At 36.4% G+C, this 20,773-nt stretch carries 18 protein-coding genes, 3 tRNA genes and 2 rRNA genes (1 of these 23 running past the window's edge); 9 read left to right on the top strand and 14 right to left on the bottom strand.

Translation table 11 applies throughout. The features are described 5' to 3' along the window. The 4 genes from INR76_RS08780 to INR76_RS08765 form a co-directional block, all read right to left on the bottom strand. Positions 1-723, bottom strand: a 23S ribosomal RNA gene (locus INR76_RS08780) (it extends 2,106 nt beyond the left edge of the window). A gap of 170 nt (positions 724-893) precedes the next feature. Further along, a tRNA-Ala gene (locus tag INR76_RS08775) sits at positions 894-970 on the bottom strand. Between the two features lie 120 nt (positions 971-1,090). Then, positions 1,091-1,164: transfer RNA gene (locus tag INR76_RS08770), tRNA-Ile, on the bottom strand. 152 nt (positions 1,165-1,316) lie between these two features. Continuing rightward, positions 1,317-2,844, bottom strand: a 16S ribosomal RNA gene (locus INR76_RS08765). Together the 16S and 23S rRNA genes with 2 tRNA genes alongside form the textbook arrangement of a ribosomal RNA operon. Before the next feature lie 769 nt (positions 2,845-3,613). Between INR76_RS08765 and thrS the strand changes: the two genes are divergently transcribed. The 4 genes from thrS (at position 3,614) to rplT (ending at position 6,880) form a co-directional block, all read left to right on the top strand. Then, on the top strand, positions 3,614-5,563 hold the full coding sequence (gene thrS, locus INR76_RS08760; RefSeq protein WP_223107528.1) for a threonine--tRNA ligase: 1,950 nt from the start codon (positions 3,614-3,616) through the stop codon (positions 5,561-5,563). 81 nt (positions 5,564-5,644) lie between these two features. Then, the gene (gene infC, locus INR76_RS08755; protein ID WP_255592891.1) at positions 5,645-6,163 is read left to right on the top strand and encodes a translation initiation factor IF-3; all 519 of its coding nucleotides are present in this window, start codon (positions 5,645-5,647) and stop codon (positions 6,161-6,163) included. 77 nt (positions 6,164-6,240) lie between these two features. Further along, positions 6,241-6,438, top strand: coding sequence for a 50S ribosomal protein L35 (rpmI, locus tag INR76_RS08750; protein WP_223107527.1), 198 nt, complete (start codon positions 6,241-6,243; stop codon positions 6,436-6,438). A gap of 97 nt (positions 6,439-6,535) precedes the next feature. Beyond that, on the top strand, positions 6,536-6,880 hold the full coding sequence (rplT, locus tag INR76_RS08745; protein ID WP_223107526.1) for a 50S ribosomal protein L20: 345 nt from the start codon (positions 6,536-6,538) through the stop codon (positions 6,878-6,880). Between the two features lie 91 nt (positions 6,881-6,971). Here the strand turns inward: rplT and INR76_RS08740 are convergent, their stop codons facing one another. The 6 genes from INR76_RS08740 to tgt form a co-directional block, all read right to left on the bottom strand. Next, entirely contained in the window at positions 6,972-8,231 is a 1,260-nt protein-coding gene (locus INR76_RS08740) for an asparagine synthetase B (protein WP_223107525.1), read from the bottom strand. A 92-nt stretch (positions 8,232-8,323) separates the two neighbouring features. After that, positions 8,324-9,877, bottom strand: coding sequence for a replicative DNA helicase (dnaB, locus tag INR76_RS08735; protein WP_223107523.1), 1,554 nt, complete (start codon positions 9,875-9,877; stop codon positions 8,324-8,326). 166 nt (positions 9,878-10,043) lie between these two features. Beyond that, positions 10,044-10,997: an acetyl-CoA carboxylase carboxyltransferase subunit alpha gene (locus INR76_RS08730; RefSeq protein WP_223107522.1), complete on the bottom strand. Its 954-nt coding sequence runs from the start codon at positions 10,995-10,997 to the stop codon at positions 10,044-10,046. Positions 10,998-11,050: 53 nt separating this feature from the next. Next, a complete protein-coding gene (locus INR76_RS08725; protein ID WP_223107521.1) occupies positions 11,051-11,953 on the bottom strand; it encodes a DMT family transporter in 903 nt (300 codons plus the stop codon). After that, the gene (locus tag INR76_RS08720; protein WP_223107520.1) at positions 11,940-13,019 is read right to left on the bottom strand and encodes an LptF/LptG family permease; all 1,080 of its coding nucleotides are present in this window, start codon (positions 13,017-13,019) and stop codon (positions 11,940-11,942) included. Before INR76_RS08720 ends, INR76_RS08725 begins: the two co-directional genes overlap by 14 nt. Beyond that, positions 13,019-14,149 carry a tRNA guanosine(34) transglycosylase Tgt gene (tgt, locus tag INR76_RS08715; RefSeq protein WP_223107519.1) on the bottom strand — a complete coding sequence of 377 codons (1,131 nt, stop codon included), beginning with the start codon at positions 14,147-14,149 and terminating at the stop codon, positions 13,019-13,021. The genes INR76_RS08720 and tgt overlap by 1 nt, the downstream gene beginning before the upstream one ends. A gap of 239 nt (positions 14,150-14,388) precedes the next feature. Here tgt and INR76_RS08710 point away from each other — a divergent pair, with 239 nt between their 5' ends. Both INR76_RS08710 and INR76_RS08705 read left to right on the top strand, forming a co-directional pair. Beyond that, positions 14,389-15,234, top strand: coding sequence for a transketolase (locus tag INR76_RS08710; protein ID WP_223107518.1), 846 nt, complete (start codon positions 14,389-14,391; stop codon positions 15,232-15,234). A 17-nt stretch (positions 15,235-15,251) separates the two neighbouring features. Further along, on the top strand, positions 15,252-16,205 hold the full coding sequence (locus INR76_RS08705; protein WP_223107517.1) for a transketolase family protein: 954 nt from the start codon (positions 15,252-15,254) through the stop codon (positions 16,203-16,205). Between the two features lie 96 nt (positions 16,206-16,301). On the opposite strand, the gene INR76_RS08700 is transcribed toward INR76_RS08705, so the two are convergent. Further along, a complete protein-coding gene (locus tag INR76_RS08700) occupies positions 16,302-16,451 on the bottom strand; it encodes a hypothetical protein (RefSeq protein ID WP_223107516.1) in 150 nt (49 codons plus the stop codon). 158 nt (positions 16,452-16,609) lie between these two features. Here INR76_RS08700 and INR76_RS08695 point away from each other — a divergent pair, with 158 nt between their 5' ends. The 3 genes from INR76_RS08695 to INR76_RS08685 all read left to right on the top strand — a co-directional run bounded on the left by INR76_RS08695 (position 16,610) and on the right by INR76_RS08685 (position 18,665). After that, positions 16,610-17,089 carry a PA2169 family four-helix-bundle protein gene (locus tag INR76_RS08695; RefSeq protein WP_223107515.1) on the top strand — a complete coding sequence of 160 codons (480 nt, stop codon included), beginning with the start codon at positions 16,610-16,612 and terminating at the stop codon, positions 17,087-17,089. A 193-nt stretch (positions 17,090-17,282) separates the two neighbouring features. Further along, the gene (locus INR76_RS08690) at positions 17,283-17,603 is read left to right on the top strand and encodes a hypothetical protein (RefSeq protein ID WP_223107514.1); all 321 of its coding nucleotides are present in this window, start codon (positions 17,283-17,285) and stop codon (positions 17,601-17,603) included. A gap of 36 nt (positions 17,604-17,639) precedes the next feature. Further along, complete coding sequence (locus INR76_RS08685) at positions 17,640-18,665, top strand: M28 family metallopeptidase (protein ID WP_223107513.1); 1,026 nt, start codon at positions 17,640-17,642, stop codon at positions 18,663-18,665. Positions 18,666-18,723: 58 nt separating this feature from the next. Here the strand turns inward: INR76_RS08685 and INR76_RS08680 are convergent. From INR76_RS08680 to INR76_RS08670, 3 genes are all read right to left on the bottom strand, one after another. Then, positions 18,724-18,799 (bottom strand) — tRNA-His (locus INR76_RS08680). Between the two features lie 76 nt (positions 18,800-18,875). After that, the gene (gene bshB1 / locus INR76_RS08675; protein WP_223107512.1) at positions 18,876-19,592 is read right to left on the bottom strand and encodes a bacillithiol biosynthesis deacetylase BshB1; all 717 of its coding nucleotides are present in this window, start codon (positions 19,590-19,592) and stop codon (positions 18,876-18,878) included. A 4-nt stretch (positions 19,593-19,596) separates the two neighbouring features. After that, complete coding sequence (locus tag INR76_RS08670; protein WP_223107511.1) at positions 19,597-20,769, bottom strand: PLP-dependent aspartate aminotransferase family protein; 1,173 nt, start codon at positions 20,767-20,769, stop codon at positions 19,597-19,599. Positions 20,770-20,773 lie beyond the last annotated feature (4 nt).

The raw sequence follows: 20,773 nt of genomic DNA, 5'->3' as shown, positions 1-20,773 counted from the left end.
CTGCCCAAGGGTAGATCACACGGTTTCGCGTCTACTACTACTAACTATGGCGCCCTATTCAGACTCGCTTTCGCTACGGATCCAGTGCTGAACACCTTAACCTCGCTAGTAACAGTAACTCGTAGGCTCATTATGCAAAAGGCACGCCGTCACCCCAAAGGGCTCCGACCGCTTGTAAGCGTATGGTTTCAGGTTCTGTTTCACTCCCTTGTTCAGGGTTCTTTTCACCTTTCCCTCACGGTACTGGTTCACTATCGGTCTCTCAGGAGTATTTAGCCTTAGCGGATGGTCCCGCTAGATTCATACAGGGTTTCACGTGCCCCGCACTACTCAGGATACTGCTATTAATAACTTTCTTTACTTATACAGGGCTGTCACCTTCTTTGGCCAAGCTTTCCAGCTTGTTCTAATTCATCCAGCATTAAATGTCGCAGTCCTACAACCCCAATATTGCCGTAACAACATTGGTTTGGGCTAATCCAATTTCGCTCGCCGCTACTCTCGGAATCACTTTGTTTTCTCTTCCTCCGGGTACTTAGATGTTTCAGTTCTCCGGGTTTGCTTCCTTTCGGATACCATATCTTCAATATGGTGGGTTGCCCCATTCGGATATCTGCGGATCAACTTGTATGTGCCAATCCCCGCAGCTTTTCGCAGCTTATCACGCCCTTCATCGCCTCTGAGAGCCTAGGCATTCCCCATACGCTCTTAGTTTGCTTATTGTACTTTTTTGCTCTTTAATGAGTTTTGATTCAATTGTATAATTTAATATACCTTAATTATTGCTTTTCTCGTATTCTTATTTCCCAATATGTCAATGAACTGTCTGGATCCGTATATATACCCGCTACTTCTTATAGTAACAGCTAATGGCATACAATACTTGATGTCCGTGGTGGAGAATATCGGAGTCGAACCGATGACCTCCTGCGTGCAAGGCAGGCGCTCTAGCCAGCTGAGCTAATCCCCCGTCTTATTAGTGATTAGTTAACCAGTTATTAGTTAACAGTACTTATAACGGCTACTCAACCTCTAAAATTTCCTTTCAATTTGTAATGAACGTAAAGCAAGTTTTATCTTACTCCATTTGTAGTCTCAGGCAGACTCGAACTGCCGACCTCTACATTATCAGTGTAGCGCTCTAACCAGCTGAGCTATGAGACTGTAAATAAGTCGTTAGCTATTAGATAATACTAATACCTAATTCCTTGTTAATAATTAAAATTGACAGCTAAACCAAGTACAACCCAAACTTCTCTGTGTTTGGCCTCTCTAGGTATATGCATACTTCCTGTTTATAAGAAAGATTGCTCTAGAAAGGAGGTGTTCCAGCCGCACCTTCCGGTACGGCTACCTTGTTACGACTTAGCCCCAGTTACCGGTCTTACCCTAGGCAGCTCCTTTCGGTCACCGACTTCAGGTACCCCCAGCTTCCATGGCTTGACGGGCGGTGTGTACAAGGCCCGGGAACGTATTCACCGCATCATGGCTGATATGCGATTACTAGCGATTCCAGCTTCACGGAGTCGAGTTGCAGACTCCGATCCGAACTGAGATAGGTTTTATAGATTCGCTCCTGCTCGCGCAGTGGCTGCTCTCTGTACCTACCATTGTAGCACGTGTGTAGCCCAGGACGTAAGGGCCGTGATGATTTGACGTCATCCCCACCTTCCTCACGGTTTGCACCGGCAGTCTGGCTAGAGTTCCCGACATTACTCGCTGGCAACTAACCACAGGGGTTGCGCTCGTTATAGGACTTAACCTGACACCTCACGGCACGAGCTGACGACAACCATGCAGCACCTTGCAATCAGTCCGAAGAAGGGGGTGTTTCCACCCCTGTCCAACTGCATTTAAGCCCTGGTAAGGTTCCTCGCGTATCATCGAATTAAACCACATGCTCCACCGCTTGTGCGGGCCCCCGTCAATTCCTTTGAGTTTCATTCTTGCGAACGTACTCCCCAGGTGGGTTACTTATCACTTTCGCTTGGCCACTGAACCTCAATCGGTCCAACAGCTAGTAACCATCGTTTACGGCGTGGACTACCAGGGTATCTAATCCTGTTCGCTCCCCACGCTTTCGTCCCTCAGCGTCAATATAGTGTTAGTGATCTGCCTTCGCAATTGGTATTCTGAGTAATATCTATGCATTTCACCGCTACACTACTCATTCTAACCACTTCACACCAATTCAAGACAACCAGTATCAATGGCAATTTTACGGTTAAGCCGCAAACTTTCACCACTGACTGAGCTGCCCGCCTACGGACCCTTTAAACCCAATGATTCCGGATAACGCTCGGACCCTCCGTATTACCGCGGCTGCTGGCACGGAGTTAGCCGGTCCTTATTCTTACGGTACCGTCAGCTCCCCTCACGAGGGGAGGTTTCTTCCCGTATAAAAGCAGTTTACAACCCATAGGGCCGTCTTCCTGCACGCGGCATGGCTGGATCAGGCTCTCACCCATTGTCCAATATTCCTCACTGCTGCCTCCCGTAGGAGTCTGGTCCGTGTCTCAGTACCAGTGTGGGGGATCCCCCTCTCAGGGCCCCTACCTATCGTAGTTTTGGTAAGCCGTTACCTTACCAACAGACTAATAGGACGCATACTCATCTTGTACCGATAAATCTTTACTATATTAATAAGGCTATTTATATAGACTATGGAGGATTAATCCAAGTTTCCCTGGGCTATACTCCTGTACAAGGTAGATTGTATACGCGTTACTCACCCGTGCGCCGGTCGTCATCAAAAGAGCAAGCTCTCCTATGTTACCCCTCGACTTGCATGTGTTAGGCCTGCCGCTAGCGTTCATCCTGAGCCAGGATCAAACTCTTCATCGTAGATTCATAAATAATTTTATATACCTTTCAACAAAAAGCCAACCCAAAAAAATCTCAAGAGTTATACTTAGTTTAGTTTTCAATCTCGATATAATTCGTTTCCAAATTATATCTCACTGTCAATTTCAATATATCAAAGATCTTAATTTCTTTAGTTTTGTCGCGCCAATAACATTGATTAAATCTCGTTATTTTAGCGGCTGCAAATGTACAACAGTTTTTTAATTCTGCAATACTTTTTTGAAAAAAATTTTAGCTTTTTTAAAGACCGTTGTTTGCTGCTTTTTGAAGCGATAATTATTGCCTCGTTAAGCGGCTGCAAATGTACAACAGTTTTTCAATTCTGCAATACTTTTTTCAAAAAAAATTTAAAATTTTAAAGACCGTTGTTGCTTTTAAAAACAGCTTATTTGTTTTTGTAAGCGGGTGCAAAGATACATTGCTTTTCCACTTCTGCAAACAAAATTTATTGTTTTTTTAAAGATTTTTTAACTCGACAAACTAAGTCCTTGATTTAACACAAATTAAGCGTAAAACTTTTTTTAATTTATTTTACCAACAATATACCTTAATATATATACAGTTTTTAAAGTGTATTATTCACAAATTTGAAAACCTTGAAAGTTTCAATAAAGAGGCTTTAATAAATATGAGGTGAAACGCTGTTGACACCTCATAAACTTATAGGTTAATCACATAAAAAACTACATTGCTATCTATTGTGAAACGTTAAAAACAGTAGTATCTTTGTTTTTTAAATTTACTCTATATGATACGTATTACCTTACCAGACGGAAGTGTAAAAGAATTTGAGGCTGGTGTTACACCTATGGATGTAGCAAAAAGCATAAGCGAAGGATTAGCTAGAAATGTAATTTCTGCATCTTTCAATAAAGAAACATTAGAAACAACCACGCCTCTTACTGAAGATGGCAACCTAATTTTATATACTTGGAAAGATGACGAAGGAAAAAAAGCTTTTTGGCATTCTTCTGCACATATTCTTGCACAAGCATTGGAAGAGTTATACCCAGGTATTAAACTTACTATAGGACCTGCTATTGAAAATGGCTTTTATTATGATGTAGACTTTGGTGATCATCCTGTTTCTGAAAAAGATTTACCCGCTATTGAAAAAAAGATGCTCGAAATTGCAAGAGGAAAACACGAATTTTCAATGCGAGAAACTAGCAAGGCAGATGCACTTACATACTATAAGGAACAAAACAATGAGTATAAAGTAGAATTAATAGAAAATCTAGAAGACGGAACTATCACCTTTTGTGATCACGATACTTTCACAGATTTATGTCGAGGGGGCCATATACCCAATACTGGGATCGTTAAAGCTGTAAAGTTAATGAGCATAGCAGGCGCCTATTGGCGAGGTGATGAAAACAATACCCAATTAACACGTATTTATGGCATTAGTTTTCCTAAACAAAAAGAGCTTAAAGAATATTTACACTTACTAGAGGAGGCTAAAAAACGTGATCACCGAAAACTTGGTAAAGAGCTAGAGTTATTTACCTTTTCACAAAAAGTAGGTCAAGGCTTACCATTGTGGCTTCCTAAAGGAGCAGCTTTAAGAGAACGATTAGAAAATTTCTTGAAAAAAGCCCAGAAAAAAGCAGGGTATGAAATGGTTGTATCACCCCATATAGGCCAAAAAGAATTATACGTAACTTCTGGTCATTATGCTAAATATGGTGAAGACAGCTTTCAACCTATAAAAACACCAAGTGAGGATGAAGAGTTTTTACTAAAACCTATGAACTGCCCTCATCATTGTGAAATATATAAAAGCAAACCATGGTCATATAAAGACTTACCAAAACGTTTTGCTGAATTTGGTACAGTGTATCGTTATGAACAAAGCGGTGAACTTCATGGCTTAACTCGTGTAAGAGGGTTTACGCAAGATGACGCACATATTTTTTGTACACCAGACCAGCTTGACCAAGAGTTTAAAAATGTTATTGACTTAGTACTATACGTTTTTGGATCACTAGGGTTTGAAAACTTTACAGCTCAAGTTTCATTACGTGATCCTGAAAAACCAGAAAAATATATAGGTGATTTAGAAAACTGGGACAAAGCCGAAAATGCAATAATCAATGCCGCTAAAGAAAAAGGATTAAACTATGTAGTTGAAACGGGCGAAGCTGCATTTTATGGTCCTAAGCTAGACTTTATGGTAAAAGACGCACTGGGTCGCAGCTGGCAATTAGGAACCATTCAAGTAGATTACACATTACCTGAACGTTTTGATTTAAATTATAAAGGAAGTGACAATGAGCAACACAGACCTATAATGATACATCGAGCACCCTTTGGAAGTTTAGAACGTTTTATAGCAATTTTACTAGAGCACACCGGAGGTAATTTCCCATTATGGCTTATGCCAGAGCAAGTTGCAATATTATCTTTAAGTGAAAAATATGAAAAATACGCTCAAAAAGTTTTAAATTTGCTTGAAAATAACGAAATTCGCGCCCTTGTGGACAATCGAAGTGAAACCATAGGTAAAAAAATTCGAGAGTCTGAGATGAATAAAATACCATATATGCTTATTGTTGGAGAACAAGAAGCAACAGATGGTACAGTTTCTGTAAGGAAACATAGTGAAGGAGACTTAGGAATTATGACAGTAGAAGAGTTTTCTGAATTAATTAACAAAGAAATTGAAAATAATATTGTAGATTTTAATAATGTTTAATCTACCTGTCTTTTTATAGACAGGCCAAAATAATTTATAGCCATAGCAATACGAAGAAAAAGAAGTAGAGGCCGAAGGGTCATCAAAGAGGATCAACACAGAATTAATAAAAAAATTCGTGCAGAGAAAGTACGCCTTGTTGGCGACAATGTAGAAATGGATATTTATCCTACTAGTAAAGCACTAGAAATTGCTGACGAAATGGGACTGGATTTAGTGGAAATATCTCCAAATGCGAATCCGCCTGTTTGTAAAGTAATGGACTACAAAAAATTTGTTTACGAACAGAAAAAACGTGAAAAAGCTTTAAAAGCAAAAGCTTCAAAAGTAGTTGTAAAAGAAATTAGATTCGGTCCCAATACCGACGACCACGACTACGAATTTAAGAAGAATCACGCTGAAAAGTTTTTGAAAGATGGAGCCAAATTAAAGGCATATGTGTTTTTCAAAGGACGATCCATCATCTATAAGGATAAAGGTGAAATATTATTATTGCGCCTTGCACAAGATCTAGAAGAAGTAGGTAAAGTAGAACAAATGCCTAAGCTAGAAGGTAAACGCATGATCATGTTCATGGCACCTACCAAAAAAGCGAAATAAGATTTCAGAAAAATTCAGAATATAAGTATTTTGAATTTTTGAAAATAAAGTGAAATAAATAGTAAAAAGAAGCAGATATGCCAAAACAAAAAACAAAGTCTAGTGCTAAAAAGCGTTTTAAGCTTACCGGTACTGGAAAAATTAAGAGAAAGCACGCGTTTAAAAGTCACATCTTAACAAAGAAGTCTAAAAAACGTAAGCTTAAGTTAACTCACGATGCTTTAGTTGATAAAGCAGATGAGACTAATGTAAAAGAAATGCTTAATTTAAAATAAGCGTTTTTTTCGGTTAAACTAAATATTAAACCCTGGAGTATGGCCGTAAAGATAAAGTGTCCTTTGTGACCGCCTGCTACAAAAAACAATTAAAATTATGCCAAGATCAGTAAATTCAGTTGCTTCAAGAGCCCGAAGAAAAAAGGTAATGAAGCAAGCCAAAGGTTACTTTGGAAGACGTAAAAATGTATGGACGATTGCCAAGAATGCTGTTGACAAAGCGATGCAGTATTCATACCGCGACCGCCGTGCAAAAAAGAGAAACTTTAGATCCCTATGGATCACACGTATTAATGCAGGCGCACGCCAGCACGGTATGTCTTATTCAAAATTTATGGGACAGTTAAAAGCTAATGATATTGAATTGAACCGTAAAGTTCTTGCAGATTTAGCGATGAACCATCCTGAAGCTTTCAAAGCAATTGTTGAGAAAGTAAAATAAATTTATAAACTGTATTTATTTCACTATATGAAAAGAGCCCTTCAAATTTGAAAGGCTCTTTTTTATTTCAATAAAATCTAATAATGATGAATTAGGTTTTTTGCTTCTTCTTTTTGGCAGCCGGAAATAAAACATTGTTGAGTATTAATCGGTATCCGGGTGAGTTGGGATGGAGAGCTAGTTCAGTCTTGGCGTCCCCTACCCTATGTTGATAGTCTTCTGGATCGTGACCTCCATAAAAGGTGAAAAATCCTTTTCCTTTTATTCCGTGAATATAACGTGCTTCACTATTTGTTTTATTTTCACCCATAACTAATACATTTGCTTTTACTTCATCTCTTTTATATGAAGTAGTTTGCCCCATAAATCCTTTTACTAAAGATGTATGGTTTTGCACTAACATAGTAGGAATAGGGTCCCACTTAGCCGAAAAATCCATTAAACTAAAATAATCAGTTTCTTTTGGTATTCTTCTTTTTGAGGTCATATCTATTGATGAAAACTCATAAACCATTGGGCTTCTCTCTAGCGTAAAATCTGTAAAGGCCATTGTTTTACTATAATCAATTTTACTTTGATAACCAGGTTCGCTTGGGTCTCCATCAAACATCGGTTCACAAATATCAACGCCTTCTGCAGCCAATGCAATATCAAAACTATCGGTTGCGCTACACATAGCAAACATAAAACCACCGCCCACAACGTAATCACGTATTTTTAAAGCAACAGCCAGTTTTTCATCTGAAACTTTATTGTAGCCTAATTCTGTAGCTAGAGCTTCGGCGTTTTTCTTTTCTTCAATGTACCATGGAGCTGCTCGGTATGCCCGATAAAACTTTCCGTATTGGCCGGTAAAATCTTCGTGATGTAAGTGAAGCCAATCGTATAAAAGTAATTGATCGCTTAGTACTTCTTTGTCATATACAGTCGTATAAGGTATTTCTGCATAGGTTAAAACCATCGTTACAGCATCATCCCATGGCTGATTTCCTTTTGGAGAATATACAGCAATTTTTGGTGCTTTTTCTAGAACTACAGCTTCCATGTTTTGAGATGGGCTGCTTATTAGGCTCAGTATTTCTTCGGTTTTACTATCTGAAATCACTTCAAATGAAACACCTCTTATTTGACATTCTTTTTGAATTTCTTCAGAATTGGGCATTAAAAAGGATCCACCACGATAGTTGAGCAACCACTTTACTTTTACTTGTCTTTCGAGTGTCCAATAAGTAATTCCGTAGGCTTTTAAATGTTCTTTTTGATTTTCAGCATCCATAGGAATTAATATATAGGAAGCCGATGCTTGAACTGAAAAAAATAGTAGGAATATAAGTGTGATAAATTTTGTCATAATACGAATATAACGACAAATTTTGAGCCAAATTGGCTTAAAGAAAAAGATTTCCTAGTACAAGAAAAAAGATATAGTTCTTTATTTAAAAATTAAAAAGGAACTTCATTATCATCATCTGGTGGCAAATCGTTGTTCATAGAACTTCCAAAAGCTTCATCAGGTGAAGGTAGGCTATCGGTTTTAAATGTATCATCATTTGCCGCATCATTCATTCTAGAGTGAATTTCGCTTGGTACATCAAATCGTTCTAAATTTTCAAAACGTCCTAAATGTCCAAGGAAACGTAGTCTTATTTCATCTAGACCACCATTACGGTGTTTTGCAACGATAAACTCTGCTTGACCTTGAGTAGGTGTTCGTTCTTCATCGTCCCACTCATCAATTTTATAATATTCAGGACGATAAATAAATGACACAATATCTGCATCTTGCTCAATTGCTCCAGATTCACGAAGGTCAGATAGCAATGGTCTTTTACTTCCGCCACGAGTTTCTACAGCACGAGATAACTGTGACAGCGCAATTACAGGAACGTTTAATTCTTTAGCCAATGCTTTTAAGTTTCTAGAAATAGTAGAAATTTCTTGTTCACGATTACCTCCTTTTTGACTTCCTCCGGCGGTCATCAACTGCAAGTAATCTACCATAATTAATTTAATCCCGTGCTGCGAGGAAAGCCGTCTTGCTTTTGCACGCAAGTCAAAAATTGAAAGTGAGGGTGTATCATCAATAAAAAGAGGCGCTTTTTCAAGACCTTTTACTTTTACGTTTAACTGTTCCCACTCATGTTTTTCAAGATTACCGGTACGAAGTTTTTCTGAACTCAATTGTGTTTCAGAAGAAATTAATCTTGTAATTAACTGTACCGATGACATCTCTAATGAAAAGAACGCTACCGGGATGTTGTGATCTACAGCAATATTTCTAGCCATAGAAAGTGTTAATGCTGTTTTACCCATACCAGGACGCGCAGCGATAATTATCAAATCACTAGGTTGCCACCCGGATGTAAGCTTATCAATATCTTCAAAGCCTGAAGGAATACCAGATAACCCTTCTTTATTGGCTATCTCTTCAATCTTCTTCTTTGCTTGTATTACTAGTTGCTGGGCAGTTTCAGAAGAGCGCTTAATGTTTCCTTGTGTTATTTCATATAGCTTTGATTCTGCTGTGTCTAATAAATCAAAAACATCGGTAGTTTCATCGTATGATTCTTCAATAATTTCATTTGAAACTTTAATCAAACTTCGTTGTATATATTTCTGAAGAATAATACGCGCGTGAAATTCAATATGTGCAGAAGAAGACACTTTTTGGGTCAATTGAACTAAGTAAAACTCACCACCTGCTCCTTCAAGAGTCGCATCCTTTTTTAATTGAGACGAAACAGTTAATAAGTCAATAGGTTCGCTATTTTCAAACAAAGTGTGTATGGCTTCAAAGATATGTTTGTGAGCATCTTTGTAAAACACCTCAGCGTGTAGGATATCTATTACTTCATCAACACCTTTTTTATCAATCATCATAGCTCCAAGCACAACCTGCTCTAAATCAATTGCTTGTGGAGGTAGCTTTCCTTTTTCTAAAGAAATTACCTGAGAAGACTTAGGTTTAAATTTAGTTTGCTGCTGTACTTTTTCCATAAAGCGAATGTAAATAAAATGTTAATTTAATAGTGCGCGTTTTGAGCTTCGATATTAACCGATTTTCAACATTTGGGGTGTTGATAACTTGTAAACTTTGTTAATAAGGTACAAAAAAAACCGAAGAAAAAACTTCGGAATTTTGAAAGGGTTGTTATAATTGAAGTTAGCCTTTAAAGACACCCATTTCTGAATATTTTTCCATTCTTAAATTGACCAAATCTTTTGGTGATAAGATTTTTAATTCATCATAAACCTTTTCAATTGCTTTTGAAACTGTAGCAAAAGTTTTGGGTCGATCACTGTGTGCTCCACCCAGTGGTTCTTTAACGATAGTGTCTATTAGTTTCTGTTTTTTCATGTCTTTGGCAGTAAGTTTTAGTGCTTCTGCAGCTTGCTCTTTGTACTCCCAACTACGCCAAAGGATAGAAGAACAACTTTCTGGTGATATAACAGAATACCAAGTGTTTTCTAGCATTAACACTCGATCACCAACACCTATACCTAAAGCACCTCCACTGGCTCCTTCTCCAATGATGACAACAATAATTGGTACTTTAAGGCGAGTCATTTCAAGAATGTTACGTGCTATCGCTTCTCCCTGACCTCGTTCTTCAGCTTCTAGACCTGGATATGCTCCCGGTGTATCAACAAAGGCAACAACAGGCAGTCCAAATTTTTCAGCAGATTTCATTAAACGTAAAGCCTTGCGATATCCTTCTGGATTTGCCATACCAAAATTTCGGTATTGGCGAGTTTTGGTGTTATATCCTTTTTGTTGACCAATAAACATATAGCTTTGGTCACCAATTTTTCCTAATCCTCCAACCATAGCTTTATCATCTTTAAAGTTACGGTCACCGTGTAATTCTAAAAAAGAATCCCCACAAATGGCTTTAATGTAATCCATGGTATAGGGACGATTGGGATGACGCGACAATTGAACGCGTTGCCAAGGTGTAAGGTTTTTATAAATTTCGGTTTTTTTCTCTTTAAGTTTTTTCTCAATCTGTTTACAGGTATTGCTTACATCTACTTCACTATCTTCACCAATCTGGCAAGCTTTTTCGTATTGTTCCTGTAAATCTTTTATAGGTAGTTCAAATTCAAGATATTCCATAGTATCTTTAGATTGTAGTTTTTAGCTTAGCTTACAAAGATAAAATTTTGTTTTTAGGTATTGGGCAATTGCCTTTTTTTTCTTTGCAATCTGTTTTTAATTATTCCGTTTGCTATAACTGTAACAATAATAATAGCTGCTCCATAATAAAATTCAACATTCATATATTCTGAATCGCCCAATATAAGTAATGCCAATATAATTCCATAAACCGGTTCTAGGTTTACTGTGAGCATAACTGTGTAGGGAGTTATCCACTTCATTACGTGTACCGAGGCTAAAAATGCATATGCAGTACAGAAAGAGGCTAAAATCAATAAAAATAACCAATCGTTTACAGATAAAACAAATAAGTCTGGAGTAATTTTTCCTTTAAATGCTAGGTAAATTGTAATGCACAATGCTCCAAAAAATAATTCATATAATGAAATAACCGAAGCTTTATGTTTTACTACCAGTGCACCATTGATTATTGTAAATATTGCTCCTAAAAAAGAAGATGCTAACGCTAGTCCAATACCTAAAATATAATTAGTTTCTACATTAAAAATCAAATACAACCCCAAAATTACTATGACCCCAAAAAATACTTCATACCCAATAACTTTTCTTTTATAAAACAAAGGTTCTAATATTGAAGTAAAGAAAGCACCCGTTGACATAATTGCCAAGGTTACTGAAACATTTGATGCTTTAATTGCTCCAAAAAAAGCGAGCCAATGCAAAGCAATTATAAACCCTGCAAAAAAGAATTTTGATAGCGTTTTTACTGAAAATTTTAGCTTTTCTTTTTTCAGAAGTATAAATAGGAAAATAAAACCCGACGCCAATAGCATTCTGTACCAAACTAACGGAATAGCATCTATAGAAATTAATGCTCCTAGCACAGCTGTAAACCCCCAAATAAACACAATACCGTGTAAATGGAGGTAGTTGAGTAATTTAGCGTTTTGCATTTTTAAGTAAGTAAATGGCTAAGATACCAAATACAAAATTAGGAAACCAAGTAGCAATAAAAGGTGAAAAGGAGCTTTGTTCTGCCATTGTACCAAATATTTTATCAAAAAAGATAAATACCATACCAATAGCAATACCAATCGCTAGGTTCACTCCCATACCACCACGTCTTTTAACTGATGAAACAGCTACAGCTATTACTGTCAAAATATATGCTGAAACGGGCAAACTCCATCGTTTATAACGAACCACTTCATACCTGTTTATATATGAAGATCCTTTTGCTTTTTCGCGTTTGATAAAATCATTCAACTCGGTAAAATTGAGTGTTTCTGCAATGTACTCTACTGGGGTTAGGTCTTCCATATCAAAAGAAAAAGTAGTATCTACTCTTGTTTTAGTAAGAAGTTTATCTTCGTGTTCACCTACAGTTCGTTTTTTAAAATTATACAGACTATATGTACTATCTTTTTCATTATATCGAATTCTACTTGCTGAAATTTTATAGGTCATTTCATTACCTTCAAAATGTTCTAGCGTAAAGTTATTTCCTGTTTTTTGTTTCACATTAAAATAACTCACATAGATATAATCATTGTCACTTATCTGCCTATAAACGTTTGATTGAGCTCGGTCTTGCTTTCCTTTTTTGAGGTATTTATATTTAAATTCATTAAAACCTTTACTTGCCATTGGCGCTAGATACATACCCATGACCAAAGCTCCAATGCAAACAATGGTTGCTCCTATCATGTAAGGTCTCAAAAATCGATAATAGGAAACTCCGCTACTTAAAAAAGCAATTACTTCGGTATTATTGGCCAACTTTGAAGTAAACCATATTACTGAAAGAAATAAAAACAACGGAAACAGTAAATTGGCAAAATAAATGGTAAAGTCTAAGTAATATTTTGCTACCTCAATAAATGGAACCTCGTTTTCGAGGATTTTATCAATTTTTTCGGCAAGGTTTACAGTTATACCAATAGGAATAAATAATAGCAACAATAATATAAATGTTCCTAAATACCTTTTTAATATGTATTTATCGAGAATGCTTAACATTAAAGTCGCTTATCCATTTGTTTAACCATCTTGTTTTTCCAAGAAGCAAAATCTCCTGCTAAGATATGCTTTCTCGCTTCACGAACCAACCACAAGTAAAAACCTAAGTTATGAATGGTTGCTATTTGTTTTCCTAACAGTTCATTTACTTTAAATAGATGCCTTACATATGCTTTACTATATGCAGTATCTACCCAAGTAATTCCCATTTCATCAATAGGTGAGAAATCTGCCTCCCACTTTTTATTTTTAATATTGATTGTTCCGTGAGCTGTAAATAGCATACCATTTCTTCCATTTCTGGTAGGCATTACACAATCAAACATATCAACACCCAAGGCAATATTTTCCAATATATTTATAGGAGTTCCTACTCCCATAAGGTAACGTGGTTTATCTTCAGGAAGTATATTGGTAACAACTTCTGTCATTTCATACATTTCGTCAGCAGGTTCTCCTACAGAGAGTCCGCCAATAGCATTTCCTTCTGCTTCTACAGATGCTATATACTCTGCAGATTGTTTTCTAAGGTCTTTGTACGTGCTTCCTTGAACTATAGGAAACAGTGTTTGATTATAATCATATTTTAAGGGTGTTTTCTCAAGATGATTAATACATCTATCAAGCCACCTGTGGGTCATATGCATAGATCGTTTTGCATAGTTATAATCACAAGGGTATGGAGTACATTCATCAAATGCCATAATAATGTCTGCTCCTATGCTACGTTGTATTTCCATCACATTTTCGGGAGTAAAAAAATGGTAACTTCCGTCAATATGTGATTTAAACTTTACACCTTCTTCTTTAATTTTTCTATTTGCCGAAAGTGAATACACTTGATATCCGCCACTATCGGTAAGGATATTTCGGTCCCAATTCATAAATTTATGAAGCCCACCTGCTTTTTCAAGAATATGAGTTTCAGGTCGTAAATATAAATGGTAGGTATTTCCTAAGATGATGTCTGGGTTTATCTCTTCTGTAAGTTCTCTTTGGTGTACACCTTTTACACTCGCTACCGTTCCTACCGGCATAAAAATAGGGGTTTCGATGGTTCCGTGGTCTAGGGTTATTGTACCGGCTCGAGCTTTACTTTGAGGATCTGTTTTCTCTAATTTAAAATGCATTCACAACTTTTTCTGAATTGCTTATCTTCTTTAATAAGCAGTTGCAAAGATAGTAGGATTTGTTTAGATAAATAGGTTAAGTTTTATTTTGAAAGTTTTCTGAAATTTAAGTTTAAATAAAATTGAGTAAAAAAGGTAACCTTAATAACTTCATTAAAATCGTTAATAACTGCTCAAAATTAGTTTTGCCTCCCTTTTAGAATACTGTATTTTTGATGCTGAAAACCAAAATAATACAAATGGCAGATTTACAACATCTTGAAAACTTGGTGATACAAGTAAGAAGAGATATTTTAAGGCAGGTTCACGCAGTAAATTCGGGGCACCCAGGAGGTTCATTAGGCTGTACAGAATTTTTTGTGGCTTTATACCAAGAGGTAATGAATCACAACAAAGAGTTTAATATGGATGGTATTGGAGAAGACCTTTTCTTTCTTTCAAACGGTCATATTTCTCCAGTTTTTTATAGTGTTTTAGCACGTTCGGGTTATTTTCCTGTAGAAGAGTTAAAGACCTTTCGTCACATTGATTCTCGCTTACAAGGACACCCAACAACTCACGAAGGGTTGCCCGGTGTGCGCATAGCTTCAGGATCATTAGGTCAAGGTATTTCTGTAGCTATAGGTGCTGCAGAAACAAAAAAATTAAATAATGACAACAACCTTGTCTATGCTCTCTGCGGTGATGGCGAACTTCAAGAAGGTCAAAACTGGGAAGCATTAATGTATGCTGCCGGAAATAGAGTAGATAATTTGATTGTTACTGTTGATTTAAACGGTCAACAAATTGATGGTGCTACTCAAAATGTGCTTCCGTTAGGCAACGTAAAAGAAAAGTTTGAAGCGTTCGGTTGGGAAGTTTTAGAAATAGAAGAAGGTAACAAACTATCTGAAGTAATTAACGGGCTAGAAAATGCAAAGGATAGAACAGGCAATGGGAAACCTATTTGTGTTTTACTACACACGGTGATGGGCAATGGTGTAGACTTTATGATGCACACCCACGCTTGGCATGGAAAAGCACCAAATGATGAACAGCTAGAAATAGCACTATCGCAAAACCCGGAAACGCTGGGTGATTATTAATTCTGAATTAACGTACAATGAAAAAATATACAGACAGCGGAAAAAAAGATACACGATCTGGTTTTGGAGCAGGATTGACTGAATTGGGAAAAACCAATGAAAACGTAGTCGCACTTTGTGCAGATTTAACCGGCTCGTTAAAGATGGATGAGTTTAAAGAAAATCATCCAGAGCGGTTCTTTCAAGTAGGAATTGCCGAAGCCAATATGATGGGTATGGCAGCAGGAATGACTATAGGGGGTAAAATTCCATTTACAGGTACTTTTGCAAATTTTTCTACAGGAAGAGTATACGATCAAATACGACAAAGCATTGCCTATAGCGGTAAAAATGTAAAAATTTGTGCTTCACATGCCGGTGTAACCCTAGGAGAAGATGGAGCAACACACCAGATTCTTGAAGATCTTGGGCTTATGAAAATGCTTCCGGGAATGACTGTAATAAACACTTGCGATTACAATCAAACAAAAGCAGCAACCCTAGCTATTGCAGAACATCAAGGACCAGTTTACTTACGTTTTGGAAGACCAAAAGTAGCCAACTTTACAGATGAAAATCAAACCTTTGAAATAGGAAAAGCCGTTCACCTGCAAGAAGGTACCGATGTTACTATAGTAGCAACAGGTCATTTGGTATGGGAAGCATTACAAGCTGCAGAAGAGTTAAACCAAAAAGGTATAAGTGCAGAAGTGATTAACATACACACTATAAAACCTTTAGACAATAAAAGTATTATTGATAGCGTTACTAAAACAGGGTGCATTGTTACTGCTGAAGAGCATAATTATTTAGGTGGTCTTGGTGAGAGTGTTGCCCGAGTATTAGCCAAAAATGCCCCAACTCCACAAGAGTTTGTGGCTACGCAAGATACTTTTGGAGAATCTGGCACACCAGATCAATTAATGGATAAATACGGCTTAAACGCAAAAGCTATTGTACATGCGGTAAATAAAGTAATCTCGCGTAAATAATCTTTTTTTGCTCCTACCTGGTTTATTAATCAGGTTTTGATCAAAAAAGAAAACCTCGCAATATATTGCGAGGTTTTCTACTTTTATAAGGCTAGCTTACGCTGTGTCGCGCGGTTGATGTTGTTCTTTACGTTGTTTTACTTGATGGTTAATCTCTCTTCCATCTGCCTCTTTCTCCTTTTTATTAATAGCTTGTTCTTCTATGCTTTGTTTTTGCTTATTCTTTTCATTTTTATCTCTATCCATAATACAAATTTTTAGTTCAACATAAATATACCATTGCATTTTACAATTTTCAACACAATTATCATACATTAACAGAAATTGTTAAACACTTCTCAATTAGCAAAATGCTAAGAAATTTCTCTGATTATGATTGTAACTTTATAGTAAAAGAAACAACTATGAAAACTACAAGAGAACAAGCAAAAGAGACTATACATCAAGATCTAGTTAATAATCTTCAAGGTCTTCTTGAAAAAAATTATGATGCAGAGAAAGGCTTTAAAAAAGCAATGGAAGATGCAGAAAGTCAAGATTTAAAACGGTTTTTAAAAACACAAGCTTTACAAAGAAATAGGTTTGCTACCGAGCTTGATAAGGAAATTCGTGATTTAAATGAAACGCCAAAAGAAAGCGGAAGTACAACCGGGACCTTGCATCGTACTTGGATAGAGCTGAAGTCTGCCGTAAGCGGAAATGACGACGAAGCCGTTCTAGAAGAATGCATTCGCGGAGAAAAAGCGAGTCTTGAAGAGTATGAAAATACATTAAAAGAAAATAGATTTCCGCAGCAATTACAAGTATTACTTGATAGCCAACTCGCAGAGATTAAAGGCACAGTTGCCAAAGTAAAATCACTAGAAGATCTTGCTGAAAATTAAGATGTTATGATGTAAGACAGCAAGATTAGCCCTGAAGTACCTCCGCTTCAGGGTTTTTTATTTACATTCTTGTGTTTTTAAACTTATTTGGACTTTACATTTTAAAAAATTCCTTAATTCACTTTTCACATAATTTTTAGAAAATCACTTATAACTTAGTTTATCTTTATACTCAACCAAAAAATAAAATAATATGAAACGATTTGTATTTATTGTAATAACAGTATTATTAGTTGCTTGTGCAGGTGATAAAAGTGAAAGTGACACAGTTAGAGATATGGCTGTGGAAGAAGTAAAAAGTAAATTAAACCTTCCTGAAGGAACCACTTTTAATAATGAAAACATTGAAGTAACCGAAAAAACTTCAGATACTGAAGGTGTTGAAACTATTTATATGGTTAAAGTTTCAATAAATTCACAAGATCAAAATGGAAATGAAGTAATAAAAACCCACACACTAGAATATGAAAAGGGTGATGGAGATACTTACAAGCTTGTTTCATTTAACGAATAAACTCAAATTAATTTTAAATTAAAATTCAGAATCTAAATGAAGTATTTTTTTCTTTCTATTTTATCGATACTAGTTGTATCGTGTAATACCGCTCAAACTGCAAAAGTTTCAAAGAAAACTCGAGTAGATTATGCAAATAGCATTACTGCAGATGAGCTTAAAACTATGTTATACACATTTGCAAGTGACGAAATGCAAGGTAGAATGACTGGTGAAAAAGGGCAAAAACTAGCTGCAGAATACCTACGCAATTTTTACCAAGATAACGGAATTGCTTCTCCTATTGAGAAAAACAATTATTATCAAACCATCCCTGCTGAATATTTCAGTAGAATGTCAAAGCCAAAATCATCTGAAAATGTTGTGGCTTTTATAGAAGGATCAGAAAAACCCGATGAGATAATAGTTCTATCTGCACACTATGATCACGTAGGTATGAAAGAAGATGGTACAATTTATAATGGTGCCGATGATGATGGAAGCGGTACGGTTGCACTTTTAGAAATTGCTGAAGCTTTTCAACAAGCCGTAAAAGATGGAAACGGACCTAAAAGATCAATACTTTTCCTACACGTAACAGCTGAAGAAATAGGCCTTTACGGTTCTCGATATTATACCGAAAATCCACTCTTTCCACTAGAAAATACTGTTGCCAACCTTAATACTGATATGATAGGACGCATTGACCCTGATAAAAAAGATAATCCAGAATATATTTATTTAATAGGAAGTGATAAACTGAGTCAAGATTTACACGATTTATCTGAAATGGTTAATGAAAAGTATATTAATCTAGAGCTTGATTATAAATACAATGCTGAAAATGATCCCAACCGTTTTTATTACCGAAGTGACCATTACAACTTTGCAAAAAATAACATTCCAGTAATTTTTTATTTCAACGGAACACACGAAGATTATCACAAACCAACAGATACAGCAGATAAAATTGAATATGATTTACTAACAAAGCGAACAAAGTTAATCTTTCAAACAGCTTGGGAAGTAGCCAATCGAGATGATAGAATTACCGCAGACAAACTTGAAGGAAACGGAAAATAATAGCATTAAAATCCTAAAACAAAAAAAGCTTCTCAAAATTTTGAGAAGCTTTTTCTTTGGGTGGAAGATCGGTTTCGAACCGACGACCTCCTGAACCACAATCAGGCGCTCTAACCAGCTGAGCTACAACCACCATAAATAATCGCTTTGAAAGCGGATGCAAATATAAGGCATTTACCACATTTGCACAATATAAAAATAGCGGAATTTTTAGATTAAATCAAAAATAGAATCTACTGCCACGTATCGTTCAGCAGTAAATCCTTCTCCATGCTCTACTCCTATTAGTCTACCCAAGTTTTGAGCACGATACCTAATGCTCTCATTAAAGTTTGCTGTAGCAATAGGAGTTACCGGTTCTTCTGAGTTTTCATCATAAAATTGGCTTTTGTATGCTGCGACAGATTCTATTTTTTTATCTAGAAAACCTGTAATATCAACAACAAAATCGGGTGTTAAGTCCTTCCATTGTATGTAATGATATACGTGCTTAGGACGCCACTCTTTTTGATTATTGCCCTCGTGTATAGTTTCTATCTTTCGTAAACCACTTAAAAAACAAGCATCGCTTACCAGTTTGCTACCTCTACCGTGGTCAATATGCCTATCATCAACAGCATTACACAATACAACCTCTGGTCTATATTTTCTTAGTATTTTAATAATCTCCAATTGGCTTGCAGGATTGTTAACAAAGAAACCATCTGAAAATTCCAAATTTTGACGCATAGAAACTCCCAAAATTTTTGCAGCTTCAGCAGCTTCTTTATCTCGTATTTCAGCTGAGCCTCTAGTTCCTAACTCTCCTCTAGTTAAATCAAGTATTCCTACCTTTTTACCATTTGCTATTTCTTTTGCAATAGTCCCTGAACAACTTAACTCAACATCATCTGGGTGTGCACCAATGGCCAGTATATCTAACTTCATTTTTTTACTTTTTTTCTAATTCTTTTTCTGAAATGTTTTCAAATGCTTGTTCCAAATCTGCTATCAAATCCTTTTTTTCTTCAATTCCTACAGAAAATCGTAATAACCCATCGCTTATTCCTTGTCGTTTACGTTCTTCTGCCGAAAGCAAAGCGTGAGAGGTTTTTGCAGGTGAAAGGATGGTTGATTCTACACCGGCCAAGCTCATAGATTCTTTAATCAACTGTAAAGACTTCATAAACTTTGAGGCACTTAATCCTTCTTTTAGTTCAAAAGAGAGCATACCACTGTATCCTTTCATTTGTTTTTTTGCTAAATGATACTCTGGATGGTTTTTTAAACCGGGGTAGTATACTTTTTTTACCATATCATGCTTCTGCAACCATTTTGCCAGTTTTTTAGCATTTCGGCTTTGCGCTTTAACACGTAATTTCATGGTTTTAATACTTCGTTCAAGAAGCCACACCGTGTAGTCGCTCAAACTTCCACCTAGGTTTTTTGCTATATTCCATATTTTGGTAATGTGCTCTTCTGAAGCGGCTACTGCACCGGCGCAAATATCACTATGACCGCCCATATATTTGGTAGCACTATGTATCATAATATCAATTCCGAAATCTGCAGGGTTTTGATTAATAGGTGACGCAAATGTATTGTCAATCATTGTCACAATATTTCGGTTTTTGGCAATTTTTGAAATCATTTCCAAATCTGTTACCACCATCAATGGATTGGATGGCGTTTCTACAAAAATCACCTTGGTATTCTCTTTAATTTTTGAAGTAAAATCTGTTTCAGAAAAACCTTCTGTAAAATCATATTCAATTCCGAATTTATCAAACTCTTCAACTACAAAATTATAAGTGCCACCATATAATGTTTTTTGTAATACTACGTGATCACCAGCGTGCAAAAAAGCTAACATAGTGGTGCTTACTGCTGCCATTCCACTACCAAAAATTAAACCGGCTTCTGTCTTTTCAAGCATCGCTATTTTCTTGCTTAGCGCTTCTTGGTTTGGGGTATTAAAATAACGGGGGTATCGTTTTACATCTACTCCTTCATATGCATATGAACTTGACGGAAATATAGGTGAAACAGCACCTTTGAATTGCTCATCTTTTACTTCGCCTATGTGAGTACAAATAGTATTTACACCTAGATTTTTTGTATTCATAGAA

It is taken from the genome of Marixanthomonas sp. SCSIO 43207, assembly GCF_019904255.1.
Lineage (GTDB): Bacteria > Bacteroidota > Bacteroidia > Flavobacteriales > Flavobacteriaceae > Marixanthomonas.
The sequence above is the reverse complement of the archived record's forward strand: the minus strand, read 5'-3'. Positions and strand labels throughout refer to the sequence as shown.

Excerpts from the sequence above, each read along its gene's own strand:
- INR76_RS08700 (WP_223107516.1), bottom strand. The coding sequence starts at position 16,451 with ATGGATAGAGATAAAAATGAAAAGAATAAGCAAAAACAAAGCATAGAA.
- rplT (WP_223107526.1), top strand. The coding sequence starts at position 6,536 with ATGCCAAGATCAGTAAATTCAGTTGCTTCAAGAGCCCGAAGAAAAAAG.
- INR76_RS08705 (WP_223107517.1), top strand. The coding sequence starts at position 15,252 with ATGAAAAAATATACAGACAGCGGAAAAAAAGATACACGATCTGGTTTT.
- INR76_RS08670 (WP_223107511.1), bottom strand. The coding sequence starts at position 20,769 with ATGAATACAAAAAATCTAGGTGTAAATACTATTTGTACTCACATAGGC.
- INR76_RS08710 (WP_223107518.1), top strand. The coding sequence starts at position 14,389 with ATGGCAGATTTACAACATCTTGAAAACTTGGTGATACAAGTAAGAAGA.
- tgt (WP_223107519.1), bottom strand. The coding sequence starts at position 14,149 with ATGCATTTTAAATTAGAGAAAACAGATCCTCAAAGTAAAGCTCGAGCC.
- bshB1 (WP_223107512.1), bottom strand. The coding sequence starts at position 19,592 with ATGAAGTTAGATATACTGGCCATTGGTGCACACCCAGATGATGTTGAG.
- rpmI (WP_223107527.1), top strand. The coding sequence starts at position 6,241 with ATGCCAAAACAAAAAACAAAGTCTAGTGCTAAAAAGCGTTTTAAGCTT.
- INR76_RS08725 (WP_223107521.1), bottom strand. The coding sequence starts at position 11,953 with ATGCAAAACGCTAAATTACTCAACTACCTCCATTTACACGGTATTGTG.
- INR76_RS08740 (WP_223107525.1), bottom strand. The coding sequence starts at position 8,231 with ATGACAAAATTTATCACACTTATATTCCTACTATTTTTTTCAGTTCAA.
- INR76_RS08695 (WP_223107515.1), top strand. The coding sequence starts at position 16,610 with ATGAAAACTACAAGAGAACAAGCAAAAGAGACTATACATCAAGATCTA.
- thrS (WP_223107528.1), top strand. The coding sequence starts at position 3,614 with ATGATACGTATTACCTTACCAGACGGAAGTGTAAAAGAATTTGAGGCT.
- INR76_RS08690 (WP_223107514.1), top strand. The coding sequence starts at position 17,283 with ATGAAACGATTTGTATTTATTGTAATAACAGTATTATTAGTTGCTTGT.
- INR76_RS08720 (WP_223107520.1), bottom strand. The coding sequence starts at position 13,019 with ATGTTAAGCATTCTCGATAAATACATATTAAAAAGGTATTTAGGAACA.
- INR76_RS08685 (WP_223107513.1), top strand. The coding sequence starts at position 17,640 with ATGAAGTATTTTTTTCTTTCTATTTTATCGATACTAGTTGTATCGTGT.
- dnaB (WP_223107523.1), bottom strand. The coding sequence starts at position 9,877 with ATGGAAAAAGTACAGCAGCAAACTAAATTTAAACCTAAGTCTTCTCAG.
- INR76_RS08730 (WP_223107522.1), bottom strand. The coding sequence starts at position 10,997 with ATGGAATATCTTGAATTTGAACTACCTATAAAAGATTTACAGGAACAA.